Source organism: Mesorhizobium sp. J18 (assembly GCF_007829525.1).
Lineage (GTDB): Bacteria > Pseudomonadota > Alphaproteobacteria > Rhizobiales > Rhizobiaceae > VLJP01.
Genome location: NZ_VLJP01000056.1, coordinates 20,357 through 34,453, shown reverse-complemented (window position 1 = coordinate 34,453; position 14,097 = coordinate 20,357). Strand labels below are relative to the sequence as shown.

15 protein-coding genes are annotated in these 14,097 nt (G+C 61.1%); 11 read left to right on the top strand and 4 right to left on the bottom strand.

The features are described 5' to 3' along the window. From L598_RS17220 to phnF, 3 genes are all read right to left on the bottom strand, one after another. On the bottom strand, nt 1-1,680 hold the full coding sequence (locus L598_RS17220) for an ABC transporter permease subunit (protein ID WP_144864539.1): 1,680 nt from the start codon (nt 1,678-1,680) through the stop codon (nt 1-3). 69 nt (nt 1,681-1,749) lie between these two features. Then, a complete protein-coding gene (locus L598_RS17215) occupies nt 1,750-2,976 on the bottom strand; it encodes an ABC transporter substrate-binding protein (RefSeq protein ID WP_144864537.1) in 1,227 nt (408 codons plus the stop codon). Nucleotides 2,977-3,077: 101 nt separating this feature from the next. After that, nucleotides 3,078-3,833, bottom strand: coding sequence for a phosphonate metabolism transcriptional regulator PhnF (phnF, locus tag L598_RS17210; protein WP_246658811.1), 756 nt, complete (start codon nt 3,831-3,833; stop codon nt 3,078-3,080). Nucleotides 3,834-3,932: 99 nt separating this feature from the next. Between phnF and phnG the strand changes: the two genes are divergently transcribed. Genes phnG through L598_RS17175 form a run of 7 tightly spaced genes read left to right on the top strand, consistent with a single transcriptional unit; the run spans nt 3,933 to nt 9,095 of the window. Beyond that, nucleotides 3,933-4,394 (top strand): phosphonate C-P lyase system protein PhnG, encoded by a 462-nt coding sequence (gene phnG, locus L598_RS17205; protein WP_144864533.1) that lies wholly within the window; start codon nt 3,933-3,935, stop codon nt 4,392-4,394. After that, nucleotides 4,394-5,002: a phosphonate C-P lyase system protein PhnH gene (gene phnH, locus L598_RS17200; RefSeq protein WP_144864531.1), complete on the top strand. Its 609-nt coding sequence runs from the start codon at nt 4,394-4,396 to the stop codon at nt 5,000-5,002. The genes phnG and phnH overlap by 1 nt, the downstream gene beginning before the upstream one ends. A 2-nt stretch (nt 5,003-5,004) precedes the next feature. Next, entirely contained in the window at nt 5,005-6,111 is a 1,107-nt protein-coding gene (locus L598_RS17195; protein WP_144864529.1) for a carbon-phosphorus lyase complex subunit PhnI, read from the top strand. Next, complete coding sequence (locus L598_RS17190; protein ID WP_144864527.1) at nt 6,108-6,986, top strand: alpha-D-ribose 1-methylphosphonate 5-phosphate C-P-lyase PhnJ; 879 nt, start codon at nt 6,108-6,110, stop codon at nt 6,984-6,986. The genes L598_RS17195 and L598_RS17190 overlap by 4 nt, the downstream gene beginning before the upstream one ends. Further along, entirely contained in the window at nt 6,983-7,774 is a 792-nt protein-coding gene (phnK, locus tag L598_RS17185; protein ID WP_144864525.1) for a phosphonate C-P lyase system protein PhnK, read from the top strand. The genes L598_RS17190 and phnK overlap by 4 nt, the downstream gene beginning before the upstream one ends. A 2-nt stretch (nt 7,775-7,776) precedes the next feature. Further along, nucleotides 7,777-8,484, top strand: a complete 708-nt coding sequence (gene phnL / locus L598_RS17180; protein ID WP_144864523.1) for a phosphonate C-P lyase system protein PhnL — start codon at nt 7,777-7,779, stop codon at nt 8,482-8,484. Continuing rightward, on the top strand, nt 8,481-9,095 hold the full coding sequence (locus tag L598_RS17175) for a DapH/DapD/GlmU-related protein (protein ID WP_144864521.1): 615 nt from the start codon (nt 8,481-8,483) through the stop codon (nt 9,093-9,095). The genes phnL and L598_RS17175 overlap by 4 nt, the downstream gene beginning before the upstream one ends. A 48-nt stretch (nt 9,096-9,143) precedes the next feature. Here the strand turns inward: L598_RS17175 and L598_RS17170 are convergent, their stop codons facing one another. Continuing rightward, on the bottom strand, nt 9,144-9,458 hold the full coding sequence (locus L598_RS17170; RefSeq protein WP_144864519.1) for a DUF1236 domain-containing protein: 315 nt from the start codon (nt 9,456-9,458) through the stop codon (nt 9,144-9,146). Nucleotides 9,459-9,648: 190 nt separating this feature from the next. Here L598_RS17170 and phnC point away from each other — a divergent pair, with 190 nt between their 5' ends. The 4 genes from phnC (at nt 9,649) to phnE (L598_RS17150) (ending at nt 14,065) form a co-directional block, all read left to right on the top strand. Further along, the gene (phnC, locus tag L598_RS17165; protein WP_144864517.1) at nt 9,649-10,491 is read left to right on the top strand and encodes a phosphonate ABC transporter ATP-binding protein; all 843 of its coding nucleotides are present in this window, start codon (nt 9,649-9,651) and stop codon (nt 10,489-10,491) included. 80 nt (nt 10,492-10,571) lie between these two features. Beyond that, nucleotides 10,572-11,480: a phosphonate ABC transporter substrate-binding protein gene (phnD, locus tag L598_RS17160; RefSeq protein WP_144864515.1), complete on the top strand. Its 909-nt coding sequence runs from the start codon at nt 10,572-10,574 to the stop codon at nt 11,478-11,480. A gap of 68 nt (nt 11,481-11,548) precedes the next feature. Continuing rightward, the gene (gene phnE, locus L598_RS17155) at nt 11,549-12,517 is read left to right on the top strand and encodes a phosphonate ABC transporter, permease protein PhnE (RefSeq protein WP_144864513.1); all 969 of its coding nucleotides are present in this window, start codon (nt 11,549-11,551) and stop codon (nt 12,515-12,517) included. A gap of 3 nt (nt 12,518-12,520) precedes the next feature. Beyond that, on the top strand, nt 12,521-14,065 hold the full coding sequence (gene phnE, locus L598_RS17150) for a phosphonate ABC transporter, permease protein PhnE (protein WP_144864511.1): 1,545 nt from the start codon (nt 12,521-12,523) through the stop codon (nt 14,063-14,065). Nucleotides 14,066-14,097: the final 32 nt, after the last annotated feature.

Sequence of the window (14,097 nt, the reverse complement as noted above, 5' to 3'; positions counted from 1 at the left end):
TCAGACCCGCATCGCCCGAAAGCGCCGGAATAACAGCGCCGGCACCAGCGTGGCAACGAGAAAGCCCAGCGCCGGCAGAACCATCTGCAGGAAGGCATAGACTCCAATGACACGCCGGTTGCCGCCGGAGGCCAGTGCCACGGCCTCGCTGGTGATGGTCGTGAGACGCCCCGCCCCGATCAGCACGGTCGGCAGATACTGACCGATCGACACGGCGAAGCCGACCGCGGCGGCTGTCAGGATCGCCCGCGTGAGCATGGGCAGGCGAACGCGCAGGAGCCGCACCCATGCCCCTTTGCCCAGCCCTGCCGCGATCGCGTCATAGCGGCGGTCGAAGGCTCTCCAAGGATCCGACAGCGACAGGAAGACATAAGGCATGACGAAGATGAAATGGGCGAAGACAAGCGCCACGATGCTGGCGGCACTGTTCGTAAGGATGAAGAAGAGCTGCAGGCCGAACAGGAAGGCCGCCTGCGGCACCAGCAACGGCAGGTAGAAGAGAAGCATCGTGCCGCGCCTTACCTTCCGCCCCTTTTCGTCTTCGCGCGCAAGGCACAGGAGGGTCAGGGCGACGGCAAGTAGCGTGGAGAAAAAGGCGACCACCAGCGTTGTCGTCAAAGGCGAGAGGATGCGGGGGCCGGCAGCGATCCAGCTTTTGAGCGTGAAGTCTTTGGGCAGCGCATGCGGAAATTGCCAAAGCCCGGCGACCGACCAGACGGCCAGCGTGCCGAGCCCGGCAATTACGACGGTCGCGGAAAGGGTCATGGCCGCAAAGGCTGCTATGCGTATTGCGTGATCACGGCGCAAACGCTTACCGGCAGCGGCGAAGCTGTCGCGCAAAGCGGCACATATCCGCTCCACCAATGTCCAGGCGCCGAGCGCCGCAGCCGTCACGATCAGTTGCAACATCGCCCCCGCCGACGCGAGATAACGCATCGAAAGGTCCGGATCATTCATCCAGCCGAGCAGGCGCACGGCGAGCGGCGCCGGTGAAGTTGGCCCAAGGATCGTCGCCACGTCCACCACCGAGCTGGAAAAGGCGACGACCGCGAAAACCGCCAGCCTGATCTGCGGGTAAAGCTGCGGCCAAAGGCCGAAGAGAAATCCGGCGACGCGGCCATAGCCAAGCGATGCCGCAAGGGCGCGTGTCTCGGCAAGGCGTATCTGCGGAAGGGCGGCGAGGGTGACGAGGAAGAGGAAAGGGATTTCCTTGATCACCAGCCCCGCCATCATCGTCAGGCCCATCGCATCGTGAAGTATGAGCACATCGGGCGGACGGGTCCAACCGGTTAGTTCCGGCGAGATGAAGCGCGCGATCATGCCAGAGGGAGCAACCAGGAAAGCGAGGCCAAAAGCGGCAGCCGCGTGAGGTACCGAGAGCAACGGCGAGACAAGATGCAGGACGCGGCTGAAAAGTCTTGTTCCCGCCCAGCCGCCCACGAACAGCATGACGACTGTGAGCGAAACCGCTGCGGTGATGAGCCCGGCTGCAAAGCTCATCAATGCGGAATGAAAGATAGCCGGTTCCTGCAAGAGCCTGGCGAGATATTCGCCCGTGGGATGCATGCCGCCAAGTGCCGGCAGGTAGCCGAAAGCGGGCAACAGCGTGCCGGTCAAGCCGAGCAGGATCGGGCCGGCCAGAAGCAGCATGGCAAGGGAAGGAGCGAGGCGCGTCAGCATTATGTTCGGCCCGGAAGCGCTTCGGCTCTACGAGGCAGGGTCGAAGCGGGAAACACGCTAGGTCCTGACCTAGTTCCCGACGCCGTAACGGCGTTTCCATTCCTCTTCGATACGCTCCATCCAGCTCGGATGCGGCTCGTCGATTGCCGGGCCCAGTTCGTCGGGACCGAGCGTGGCAACACCGAGATTAATTGCCTCGAAGAGCGCGCGATCCTTGTCATCGAGCTTGGAGAGTGCAAGCACTGTCGGGTCGCCCCAATATTTCGGATCCTGTTTGCGTGCCTGGGCCTCGGGGGAAAGCAGGAAATTCGCCGTCACCAGTGCTCCGGCCCTGGCCGTCGCATTGTAAGGGACGGTGACGAAATGCGTGTTGGCAAGCGTGCCTCCGGGGAAGGTGAAGGACCGCACCGTGTCCGGCAGCTCCTGATTGGCGATCGCGCTGGAAGCTTCGGAAGGATTGAAGGCGAAGATGATGTCCAGCTCGCTGTCCGCCAGAAGCTGCTTCATCGCCGGATAGTTCTGTGGAAAGGCCTTGCCGCCGCGCCACATTAGTGGATTGAGTTTATCGAGATAGGCGAACAGCGGTTCCGTCACCGCCTCGAAATCCGCTTCCTCGGCCGGCCTCTGCAGGACGGCCTGATCCTCCGCCTTTTCCGCCAGAATCTGTTTCAGGAAGGAGGAGCCCATGAAGTCCGGCGGCTGGGGATAGGAGAACCGGCCGGGATTGGCCTCGGCCCATTCGAGCAACTCATCGGCATTTTCCGGCAGGCTCGCAGCATCGGTGCGGGCGGAATCATAGAAAAAAACGAGCTTGGCCATACCCCACGGGCTTTCCAGCCCCTCGACCGGAATGGTGAAGTCCGTGCGGATGGTCGGTTTGTTCTCGACATCCACATATTGCCAGTTGGGCAGGTCTTCGGCCCAACCGGGCGACATGAGCAGGTCCTGACGCTTCATGGAGGCGAAATTCTCGCCGTTGATCCAGATGAGATCGACCGTGCCGCCTTCATCTTTTCCGGCGGCTTTCTCGGCCACGACCTTGGTCACCGCATTCGCTGTGTCGTCCACCTTCACATGGACCAGTTTGACACCATAGCGCTCACGGAGCTCTTCGCCTGCCCATTCAAGATAGGCATTGATGCTTTCCGACCCGCCCCAGGCATTGAAATAGACGGTCTCGCCGCGCGCCTTCTCGACGACTGCATCCCAGGCCTTGACGTCGATATCCTGAGCCGGTGCGGCCGCTGCAAGAAACAAAAAGACCAATGCGGTCACTAGAGCAGTCTTCACGGTCATGCCTCCCCTGCGGTTGTCATTTATCGCAAGCGTTGTGCCTGTGCCGCTGAAATTGGTCAAATCACCAGAGCAGGAAGCCGGGTCAAGAAGGAGTGAGACCGTTACGGCTGATCGCCACTCCCCACATGAAGTTCCACCCGGTCGGCTGCAAAGCGTGTCTCGGAATATTGCAGCGGCACACCTTCGGCATCGACATTCAAGGCAACCGTCACCAGGACGATGGCCCCCGGGGAAAGTGCCAGGTCCTTCAGGTCTTCCGAATCCGCATGGCGCGCGGAAACGATCGTTGAATGGCGGAAGTAGTCTTCGACGCCTAGGGCCAGCAGGGAGGCGGTTATCGAGCCTGTTTCGGCGAAATGCTGCTCAATGCCGCGGAATCTTACGCCGTCAAACCAGCTTCTCGCGCGCGAGACGGGACGCCCATCGGCCTCGGCAAGCGTTTCCAGCCGGATGACGGAGGCGCCGACGCCAAGCCCCAGGGCCTTGGCGACTTCTTCCGAAGCCGGCTCCTCGGCGTGTTCGATCAAATGTCCGCGCCGGTCCCGTGCCTGCCCAGCAAGGCCGGCGGAAAAACGCGTGCGGACGCCGATCGGATAGGCAAGCCGCCTGCGCCGCTCGACGAAAGTGCCGCGCCCCTGTTCGGCACGCAGAACTCCTTCCTGTACCAAAGCGGAAATCGCCGCCCGCACTGTATGGCGGTTCACGCCGTAACGTTCGGCAAGCGCTATCTCGGGGGGTAGTCGGCCGTCAGGGCCGGCGAGCCCGGCATTCAATCCGAGACGGATGCGATCCGCTATCTGGCGCCACAGGGCTATGCCGCTGCGCCGCTCGATCACTCCGTCTCCTTTTATCGCCACCAGCCTGCTGCCTGTCACAATCACGTCATGGACAACCACTACAGAGAGATTATAATTTGTATGGTTGTCTATATCAATAGACAAATTCATGGTAACAAGATGACACCCAGAAATCACCAGACGACGGAGCGGCGCCGGGAGGCAATGGCCATTCTGGCCGCCGCGCCCGCGCGAGACCTCATGCGACTTTGGGAACAATCCGGCCTGCCCGATGATGCCCAGCTCTTGCGGGGACCGGAGACCGGGCTCGTGACCTTGCGCGGGCGCATGGGCGGCGGCGGTGCGCCGTTCAATTTCGGTGAGGCCACAGTGACGCGCGCCACGGTTAAGCTGCCGGAAGGAGAGGTCGGTCATGCTTATGCGCTCGGCCGCGACCTGGAGAAGGTGCGGGTCGCGGCCATCATAGACGCCCTGCGTCAGCGAGCGGAGCATGCCGAGCTGGTCGAGGAACGTATCCTGTCTCCCCTGCGCCAAGCCCTCGCCGAAGCCGATACGCGAAAGCGCGCGGAAACCGCCGCGACCAAGGTCGATTTCTTCACACTCGTGCGCGGAGAAGACTGATGAGCTTTCACGGCAAGTCGATTGAGGGCGGCTTCAGGCAACCCGTCTTTGACGCCCAGGCCACCTTTCGTGCAGTGATGGAAGCACTGGCCCGGCCCGGTACGATACAGAAAAGCCTGGCTGCCGCGCGTCCGCCTGCGCCCCTGACACCTGAGGCCGGGGCCGTCGCGCTGACCCTTTGCGATCATGATACTCCGATCTGGCTCGATCCGCCGCTCCAGGCCGAAGAAGCCGTGCGGGCGTGGCTCGCTTTCCATACCGGTGCACCGATCGTGACCAATCCGTCGGATGCGCATTTCGCTTTCGTGTCCTATCCGGCAACCTTGATCAGTCTCGACAATTTCGCCCAAGGCACGCAGGACTATCCCGACCGCTCGGCCACGCTGGTCCTGCAGGTAGAGACTTTGGCCAATGGCCCCGCCATTGCGCTAGAAGGACCCGGCATCCGAACCACGGCGCGACTGGCGCCTTCGCCCATGCCCCGCCACTTTGCCGAGCAATGGGTGCAGAATCGCGCACGCTTCCCTCGCGGCATCGACCTTGTTCTCGTAGCACGCGAAGGCGTTGCCGCCCTGCCGCGCACAACACGCATCACTGCGGAGGAATAGCCATGTATGTCGCAGTCAAGGGCGGGGAAGCCGCTATCCGCAACGCCCACAGGCTTTTGGCCGATCGGCGTCGGGGCGATCGTATGGTGCCCGCGATAAGTCTGGAGCAGATCGTCGGCCAACTTGCGCTGGCCGTGGACAGGGTCATGACCGAAGGCTCGCTCTATGACCGGGAGCTTGCCGCGCTGGCCATCAAGCAGGCGCGGGGCGATATGATCGAGGCGATCTTTCTCTTGCGGGCCTATCGCACGACCCTGCCGCGCTTTGGCTATTCGCAGCCGATCAATACTGGCGGCATGCTTGTGGAACGCCGGGTCTCGGCCACCTACAAGGACCTGCCCGGCGGACAACTGCTTGGGCCGACCTTCGATTACACCCATCGCCTGCTCGACCCTTCGCTTGCGACCGACGACGAGCCGGAGGCTCCGGAAAGCCGGCCTCAGGAAGATGAAACCATGCTGCGCGTTTCCGAAATCCTCGCCCATGAGGGCCTGATCGAAGGCGATGGCGCCATGCCGGAAGATCACGAGATAGGCGACATCACGCGCGAACCTCTGGAGTTCCCCATGGAGCGTGACACGCGTCTTCAGGCGCTGTCGCGAGGCGACGAGGGCTTCCTGCTTGCGCTTGGCTATTCGACACAACGCGGCTACGCGCGCAATCATCCCTTTGCCGGAGAAATTCGCATCGGCGAAGTGGAAATCGAGATCGATGTGCCGGAGCTCGATTTCCCTGTCAGTCTTGGCCGCATACGTGTGACCGAGTGCCAGATGGTCAACCAGTTCAAAGGCTCAGCCAAGGCTCCCCCGCAATTCACCCGCGGCTATGGGCTGGTGTTCGGCCAGTCGGAGCGCAAGGCCATGGCCATGGCGCTCTGTGATCGCGCCCTGCGTGCCCGCGAGCTCGGTGAAGATATCATCGCTCCCGCACAGGATGAGGAATTCGTCATCTCCCATTCCGACAATGTGCAGGCCACGGGCTTCGTCGAGCATCTGAAACTGCCGCATTATGTAGACTTCCAGGCCGAGCTTGATCTCGTCCGCCGCATGCGGAGGGAATTCGAGAAGCGTCAGACCGGCGACGACGAGCGCAAGGAGGCCGCCGAATGAGCACCGAGACCATCGCCCGCTACAACTTCGCCTATCTGGACGAGCAGACGAAACGGATGATCCGCCGCGCGATCCTCAAGGGCATCGCCATTCCTGGCTATCAAGTACCTTTCGCCAGCCGCGAAATGCCGATGCCCTATGGCTGGGGCACGGGCGGCGTTCAAGTCACGGCGTCGGTGATCGGCCCGGGCGACGTCTTGAAGGTGATCGACCAGGGCGCTGACGACACAACCAATGCGGTTTCCATCCGCGCCTTCTTCCAGAAGGTGGCCGAGATTGCGGTCACTACGCATACGGGCGAGGCGACGATCATCCAGACGCGCCATCGAATTCCCGAAAAGCCTCTGCAGGAAGGCCAGATCCTCGTCTATCAGGTGCCCATTCCGGAGCCCTTACGCTTCCTCGAGCCGCGCGAGACCGAGACGCGCAAGATGCACGCGCTGGAGGAATATGGCCTCATGCATGTGAAGCTCTATGAGGATATCGCCAAGCACGGTCATATCGCGACCACTTATGCCTATCCGGTCAAGGTTGAGGGCCGCTATGTCATGGACCCTTCGCCGACGCCGAAATTCGACAATCCGAAGATGCATATGTCGCCGGCATTGCAGCTTTTCGGCGCGGGCCGGGAAAAGCGCATCTATGCCATCCCCCCTTATACGCGGGTGGAAAGCCTCGATTTCGAGGACCATCCGTTCGAAATCCAGAAATTCGACCAGCCCTGCGCATTGTGCGGCGGCACCGATGTCTATCTCGACGAGGTGATCCTCGATGATCGCGGCGGGCGCATGTTCGTCTGTTCCGACACCGATCATTGCGAGGAGCGACGGGAAGCCGGACATACGGGGCATATGAGCGAGGAGGCAGCCCAATGACCACATCAAGATCGGGCGACGAGCCTCTCCTGAAGGTTTCCTCCGTTTCCAAATATTATGGCACTCGCATCGGATGCGAGAATGTCTCCTTCGAGCTCTGGCCGGGCGAAGTGCTGGCCGTCGTCGGCGAGTCCGGCTCCGGCAAGACGACCCTGCTCAATTGTCTTTCAACGCGGCTCATGCCGACATCGGGTACCGTTTCCTACCGTATGCGCGATGGTATCTTTCGCGATCTTTACCGCATGAGCGAGGCCGAGCGGCGCTTCCTGATGCGTACCGATTGGGGTTTTGTCCACCAGAACCCCGCTGACGGGCTGCGCATGACGGTATCGGCGGGCGCCAATGTAGGCGAGCGACTGATGGCGATCGGCGATCGGCATTACGGCAATATCCGCGCGACCGCCAGCGACTGGCTCGGGCGCGTGGAAATTCCCGGCGACCGGATCGATGACGAACCCCGCGCTTTTTCCGGAGGCATGCGTCAGCGCCTACAGATCGCCCGCAATCTGGTTACAGGGCCGCGTCTCGTCTTCATGGACGAGCCGACCGGCGGTCTCGACGTGTCGGTTCAGGCCCGGCTCCTCGATCTCCTGCGCGGGCTCGTGCACGATATGGGGCTGGCGGCTATTGTCGTCACGCATGATCTCGCTGTTGCGCGCCTGCTGTCGCATCGGATGATCGTGATGAAGGACGGTCATGTGGTGGAAACCGGCCTGACCGATCGCATCTTGGACGACCCTCACGCGCCCTATACCCAGCTTCTCGTTTCCTCGATCCTGCAGGTCTGACCATGCCGACACCGCTCGTCGTTTCCGAAGTCGCCAAGACCTTCACCATGCATCTGCGCGGCGGCGTGAGGCTGCCCGTTGTCGTCAACGTCTCGTTCTCGGTCGGGGCCGGTGAATGCGCCGTGCTCGGAGGCCCTTCCGGTGCCGGCAAGAGTTCCATCCTCAAGATGGTCTATGGCAACTATTCCGCCGATGAGGGCCAGATCATCATCAAGCATGACCACGGCCTGATCGATCTGGTCACAGCCACCCCGCGCACGGTACTCGCCGTTCGCCGCGATACGATCGGTTATGTCAGCCAATTCCTGCGCACCGTCCCGCGTGTGCCGGCCATCGACGTCGTGGCCGAGCCGCTGTCGGCACGGGGCGTGAGTACAACCGAAGCCCGGGACAGGGCCGCCGCCTTGCTTTCCCGCCTCAACCTTCCCGAGCGGCTGTGGTCTCTGCCGCCGGCCACTTTCTCCGGTGGTGAACAGCAGCGCGTCAATATTGCCCGCGGTTTCATCACGAACCATCCGATTCTTCTTCTCGACGAGCCGACCGCGTCGCTCGACAAGACGAATCGCGAGGTGGTGATCGAGATGATCGATGAAAAAAAGAAGGCCGGCACCGCATTGCTCGGCATCTTCCATGATCAGGAAGTGCGGGAGGCGGTGGCCGACCGCATCATCGACGTCACGCAGTTTGCGCCGGGAAAGGCAGCCGCATGACCAGGCTTTCCGAGACGCCCCTCATCCATCCGACGGCCGAGGTCGAGAACTCAACGCTCGGTGTCTATACCGAGGTCGAAGCCCGCTCGCGTGTTCACGAGAGCAGCCTTGGCGACTATTCCTACATCATGCAGGATTGCAGCGTCTGGTGCGCCACGATCGGCAAGTTCTCCAATATCGCCGCTGCCGTACGCATCAATGCGACCAACCATCCCACATGGCGGGCTACGCTGCATCATTTCACCTATCGCGCCTCGGACTATTGGGATGATGCGGCCCATGAAGTGGAATTCTTCGACTGGCGCCGCGGCAATGCGGTGACCATTGGTCACGATACCTGGCTCGGACACGGCTCGACCGTCCTGCCCGGCGTAACGGTCGGCAACGGTGCCGTCATCGGGGCAGGCGCCGTGGTCACCAAGGATGTGGCTCCCTATACGATCGTCGGCGGCGTACCGGCCAAGCCGATACGCGAGCGCTTCGACAAGCGCACCGCCCGCCGGTTCGAGGAACTTGCCTGGTGGGACTGGGATCATGCGCGGCTGCGCGAATCGCTGGATGATTTCCGTGCCTTGTCAGCCGACGCCTTTCTGGAAAAATACGGGTCCTGATCATTCTGGCCCGCCCGGTGGGTGGGCCAGAATGTCATATCGACAGGCCTATTCGATGATATGCACGATCTCGCGCGTGTCAGGCTGCACGAGATAGGTGCGTCCGTCGATCACCACATAGCGGTATTCCGGCTGCACTTCGGGCACTTCGATCACCTGCAGTTCGACATCGGCGGGAAGGGTCGCGCCTATCGAAAGCTGCGTGTCTGCCGGCATCTGTACCACCGGCGCTTCATGCTGGATGACATATTCGCGAATCACCGTTTCCTGTTCGGGTGAAACGATAACCGTCTGGGCGTTGGCAAGGCCCGCGCCGGCAAGCATCGGCAGCGCGATGGCCGCGCCATAGAGATAGGCTTTCATTCCTTCAACTCCTTCACTCTTATGGCACTTACAATTCGCCACCCCGGGAAGGGTTCCCTTGTTCCCTTTCGGGTCGAACACGATGTGGATCGTCATAAAACCTACATGTGATCGACATCCCAGCTTCATCTGCATCCCTTAGGGCATTCCCAAACAAGGGCAGAAAGCCCGTCCATCGGGGAAAGGCGCGATGCTGGAAATCCGCAAGATCACGCGACGATTCGGCTCGAATATCGCTGTGAACGGCGTCGATGTCGAAATCGGCCAAGGGCAGATGGTCGGCATCATCGGGCGTTCCGGTGCCGGCAAATCCACTCTCTTGCGCATGATCAATCGCCTGGTGGAGCCAAGCGAGGGCTCGATCCACTTCAATCAGGTCGAGGTTTCATCGCTGCGAGGCGCTGCCCTGCGGCGCTGGCAGCGGGACTGTGCCATGATCTTTCAGCAGTTCAACCTCGTGCCGCGGCTGGATGTGCTCACCAATGTGCTTCTCGGCCGCCTGAACCACAGGTCCACGGCCCTCAATCTTCTCAATATCTTCACGCGCGAGGAGCGCATCCGGGCCATTGCCGCACTCGAGAGGCTCGACATCGCACACACTGCCCTCCAGCGCGCCGGCACGCTTTCGGGCGGACAGCAGCAGCGCGTGGCCATCGCAAGGGCACTGATGCAAGAGCCCAGAATCATCCTTGCAGATGAGCCGATCGCATCGCTCGACCCGCTGAACGCGAAAGTGGTGATGGATTCGCTGCGTGACATCAATGCACGTGATGGCATCACCGTCATCACCAACCTTCATACGCTCGACACCGCACGGAACTATTGCCAGCGCATCATCGGCATGGCGCAGGGTTCCGTGGTCTTCGACGGCTCGCCGGAGGAGCTGACGACCACTGCGGTCCGGAGGATCTACGGTGCCGATGCCGAAGGAGAGGAACTGTCCGAGGCGATCACCTCGACAAGTATAGCTGCGCCTTCGCGGCAGAAGGTGGAATCCACCGGCAGCCTCCGCCCCGCTTTGGCGGACGTCTGAACCCGGGATCGACTCGCCCCCGTTACGGGCTTCTCACACCAAGGATGAACCGCCAACTTTGGCGAACAGGAGAGAAATCCATGATCAGAAAGACACTTTTGGGTGCAGTGGCACTCGGCATGTTGGCTATGGGCGCCGCGCAAGCCGAAGACCTGAAGGAATTCCGCGTCGGCATCCTGGGCGGCGAGAACGAGGCCGACCGTCTGCGCAATTTCCAGTGCCTGACAGAAAAGCTGCCGGAAGTGCTCGGGGTCGAGAAGGTGTCGCTTTTCCCGGCTGCGGACTATGATGGCGTCATTCAGGGGTTGCTCGGCGGCACGCTCGACTATGCCGAGCTCGGTGCTTCCGGATACGCCAAGATCTATCTTGAGAACCCGGACGCAGTTGAGCCGATCCTTACCACGGTCCAGACCGACGGCTCGAAAGGCTACTACTCGGTAATGGTCGCCCGCAAGGATTCCGGCATCGCTACGCTGGAGGATATGAAGGGCAAGAAGCTCGGCTTCGCCGATCCGGACTCGACCTCGGGCTATCTCGTTCCTGCGGTCACCCTGGCGCAGTCCCTTGGAATGCCTGTCGAGGAGTATTTCTCCGAGACCGGTTTCGGCGGCGGTCACGAAAACCTCGTTCTCGAAGTTCTCAAAGGCACGTTCGATGCCGGTACGACCTGGGCGTCGGGCGTCGGCGAGTTCGAAGAAGGCTATACCTCCGGCAATCTGCACAAGATGGTCGAAAAGGGCATCCTCGACATGGATGACCTCGTAGAGGTCTGGAAATCGCCGCTGATCCCCAACGGCCCTATCGTCGTGCGCACCTCTATGGATGCGGACATGAAGACGAAGTTCAAGGAATTCATGGTTGCTCTGCCGGAATCGGATCCCGAATGCTTTTCGGCCATCCAGGGCGGTGACTATACCGGCTACACCGAAGTGACGCCTGCCTTCTATCAGCCGATCATCGACGCGCGTAAGGCGCAGATCGGCTCCTGATATTTCAGGTATCGGGGCGCGGCGCGCGGTCTTGCCACGCCGCGCCCCTTTCATGTGTGAGGGCGGGAATGAGCATCACTGCTCCGGAAAAACTTCTTTCGCCGGCGGGTCTTACGGTCGAAAGCCATTGGCAGGAAATGACCGCTCGCCGCCGACTCTATACGATTGGCAGCGTGGTCTTCCTTGTGATGGCCATGAGTGGCTCGCTCTGGTTTGCCAATGCCTCGAATGCAGGCAAATTCCTCGACCGCCTGCCTTATTTTTTTGATTTCATCGGTCAATTGATTCCACGCGACGGATGGGAAGTCTGGCGCGCCCTTTTCGACCTGCCCTCGCCCTATTACGACGGCAGTCTAAAATACAACTATCCGGAAGGGCGCATCTATCTGACGGAGACGCTCTACCTGCCCGAATATGCCTACAAGATGCTGGAGACGATCAATATAGCGCTCGTCTCCACTCTGGTCGGCTTTGGTTTCGGTTTCCTGCTTTGCTTCCTTGCGGCCTCCAATCTGACGACGCGGCGCTGGCTGCGCTTCCTTGTGCGGCGCTTCATGGAAGTTCTGCGCGCTTTCCCGGAAATCGTCATTGCCGGCTTCTTCCTCGCCGTTTTCAGTATCGGGGCAGTGCCTGCCATGATCGCGGTTTCGATCCATACGATCGGCGCTCTCGGCAAGATGTTCTTCGAGGTTGTGGAGAATGCTGATTTGAAGCCGGAGGAAGGCCTCCGGGCCGCCGGCGCAAACTGGGTCGAGCGTATCTGGTTCGGCATCGTGCCGCAGGTGATGCCGAATTTCCTCAGCTATGCCCTGTTGAGGCTCGAGATCAATGTGCGCGCTTCGACGATAATCGGCGCCGTCGGCGGCGGCGGGATCGGCGAGGCGCTGCGCCTGTCGATCAGCCGCAATCACGAGGCCAAGACATTGGCGATCGTGCTCCTGCTTTTCTGCACCATCGTTGCCGTCGATCAGTTCTCTGCCTGGCTGCGGCGTCGGCTTGTCGGCGAACAGGCATTCGAATTTGGACGCGGAGGCTGATCCATGAGCGCGACCTTCGAATCCGATGCCGCAATAGCAGCCCGCCACCCGGAGATATTCCGTGCAGCGGCCCGCAAGCAGCGCGCCGGCTGGCTGATAGCAGTCGGAATTGCTGTCTACCTCGTATTCGCATGGTGGTTCTTCGCCATCGGCCAAGTCATATCGAACGGCAACTGGGACATAGCGGGCAACTATCTCGCCGATTGGATCTCCTATGAGATCCGTCCCGATATCGAATTCGAGGACGGCTATCTCGACATATCGTTTCCGCGTACCTCTCCGCTGGGGGCAAACCCGAATCCGGACTGGCTCACCAGGAAGACAGCGATGGTGGAACGCACCATATCGAGTTCTGCCCCGTCTTCCCCCGAGAACAGCGCTCCGGCCCAGCAGGGATTTCTGGGGACGCTGGAAACGGCGCCGACCGACGGCTTCCTCGGTCCGCTCGAGGGCGAAGCGGATGGCGGTGGGACTTCCGCCGGCGCGCCTCGATCCGCAACCCCGGCAACGGAGAGGACGGAAGAAGTCGTTCAGGCTACCGTCGAGATCGGCCGCGGCAATCTGATCGACGTGACGCCCGAACAGGTGACCGTCACGCGCGGCGATGAAGTCCTCGTCCTCGACATCGAACCCGGGCGGAGCGTGACAGCCCGGGGCGAACTGCCGGACTGGGCCACGCAGAAGAATCCGGGCGACAAAGTGCTTGTCTATTTCGGCTTTGCCGGCCGTGCCGAGGTCGAGGATGACGAGGTCAAAATCCGCCATCGTTTCTTAGGGTGGGAAAATTTCGTTTTCGACACGAATTCACCTTTCTGGGGCAAATCTGTCAGTGAAGTTGCCTCGATAATCTTCACTGGTGAGCGCTTCGATCCGAACAGGTCCAATCTCGCCCTCGCCTGGAACAACATCGTCAACAATACCGACTGGCAGCATGGCGATGTCTGGCTCAAACTCCTGCAAACCATAGTGATGGCCTTTGCGGGCACTGTTCTTGCCACGCTTGTCGCATTCCCGCTCGCCTTCGCTGCGGCGCGCAATATCAACCCGAACCGCCTGGTGAACCAGGTATTGAAGCGCTTCTTTGATTTCCTGCGTTCCGTCGACATGCTCATCTGGGCGCTGTTTTTTACCCGCGCATTCGGTCCCGGCCCGCTCGCCGGCATATCGGCAATCTTCTTCACCGATACCGGGACATTCGGAAAGCTCTATTCGGAGGCATTGGAAAATATCGACGACAAGCAGCGCGAGGGCGTGCGCTCGGTGGGGGCCGCGCCGGCCGTCGTCCAGCGTTATGGCGTGGTGCCTCAAGTGGCGCCGGTACTGATCAGTCAGGCGCTCTATTTCTGGGAATCGAATACGCGGTCGGCCACCATTATCGGCGCGGTCGGCGCCGGCGGCATCGGGCTCAAGCTCTGGGAAGCCATGCGTACAAATTCCGACTGGGAAAACGTGGCCTATATGGTGATCCTGATCCTGATCGTGGTTTTCGTCTTCGACAATGTATCCAACTGGCTGCGCAAACGCCTGATTGGTGCGCCGGCTCACTAGTTCGGACTGACGGGTGGAGGCGAGCAGAACGA

Excerpts from the sequence above, each read along its gene's own strand:
- L598_RS17220 (WP_144864539.1), bottom strand. The coding sequence starts at position 1,680 with ATGCTGACGCGCCTCGCTCCTTCCCTTGCCATGCTGCTTCTGGCCGGC.
- L598_RS17215 (WP_144864537.1), bottom strand. The coding sequence starts at position 2,976 with ATGACCGTGAAGACTGCTCTAGTGACCGCATTGGTCTTTTTGTTTCTT.
- phnG (WP_144864533.1), top strand. The coding sequence starts at position 3,933 with ATGACACCCAGAAATCACCAGACGACGGAGCGGCGCCGGGAGGCAATG.
- phnH (WP_144864531.1), top strand. The coding sequence starts at position 4,394 with ATGAGCTTTCACGGCAAGTCGATTGAGGGCGGCTTCAGGCAACCCGTC.
- L598_RS17195 (WP_144864529.1), top strand. The coding sequence starts at position 5,005 with ATGTATGTCGCAGTCAAGGGCGGGGAAGCCGCTATCCGCAACGCCCAC.
- L598_RS17190 (WP_144864527.1), top strand. The coding sequence starts at position 6,108 with ATGAGCACCGAGACCATCGCCCGCTACAACTTCGCCTATCTGGACGAG.
- phnK (WP_144864525.1), top strand. The coding sequence starts at position 6,983 with ATGACCACATCAAGATCGGGCGACGAGCCTCTCCTGAAGGTTTCCTCC.
- phnL (WP_144864523.1), top strand. The coding sequence starts at position 7,777 with ATGCCGACACCGCTCGTCGTTTCCGAAGTCGCCAAGACCTTCACCATG.
- L598_RS17175 (WP_144864521.1), top strand. The coding sequence starts at position 8,481 with ATGACCAGGCTTTCCGAGACGCCCCTCATCCATCCGACGGCCGAGGTC.
- L598_RS17170 (WP_144864519.1), bottom strand. The coding sequence starts at position 9,458 with ATGAAAGCCTATCTCTATGGCGCGGCCATCGCGCTGCCGATGCTTGCC.
- phnC (WP_144864517.1), top strand. The coding sequence starts at position 9,649 with ATGCTGGAAATCCGCAAGATCACGCGACGATTCGGCTCGAATATCGCT.
- phnD (WP_144864515.1), top strand. The coding sequence starts at position 10,572 with ATGATCAGAAAGACACTTTTGGGTGCAGTGGCACTCGGCATGTTGGCT.
- phnE (WP_144864513.1), top strand. The coding sequence starts at position 11,549 with ATGAGCATCACTGCTCCGGAAAAACTTCTTTCGCCGGCGGGTCTTACG.
- phnE (WP_144864511.1), top strand. The coding sequence starts at position 12,521 with ATGAGCGCGACCTTCGAATCCGATGCCGCAATAGCAGCCCGCCACCCG.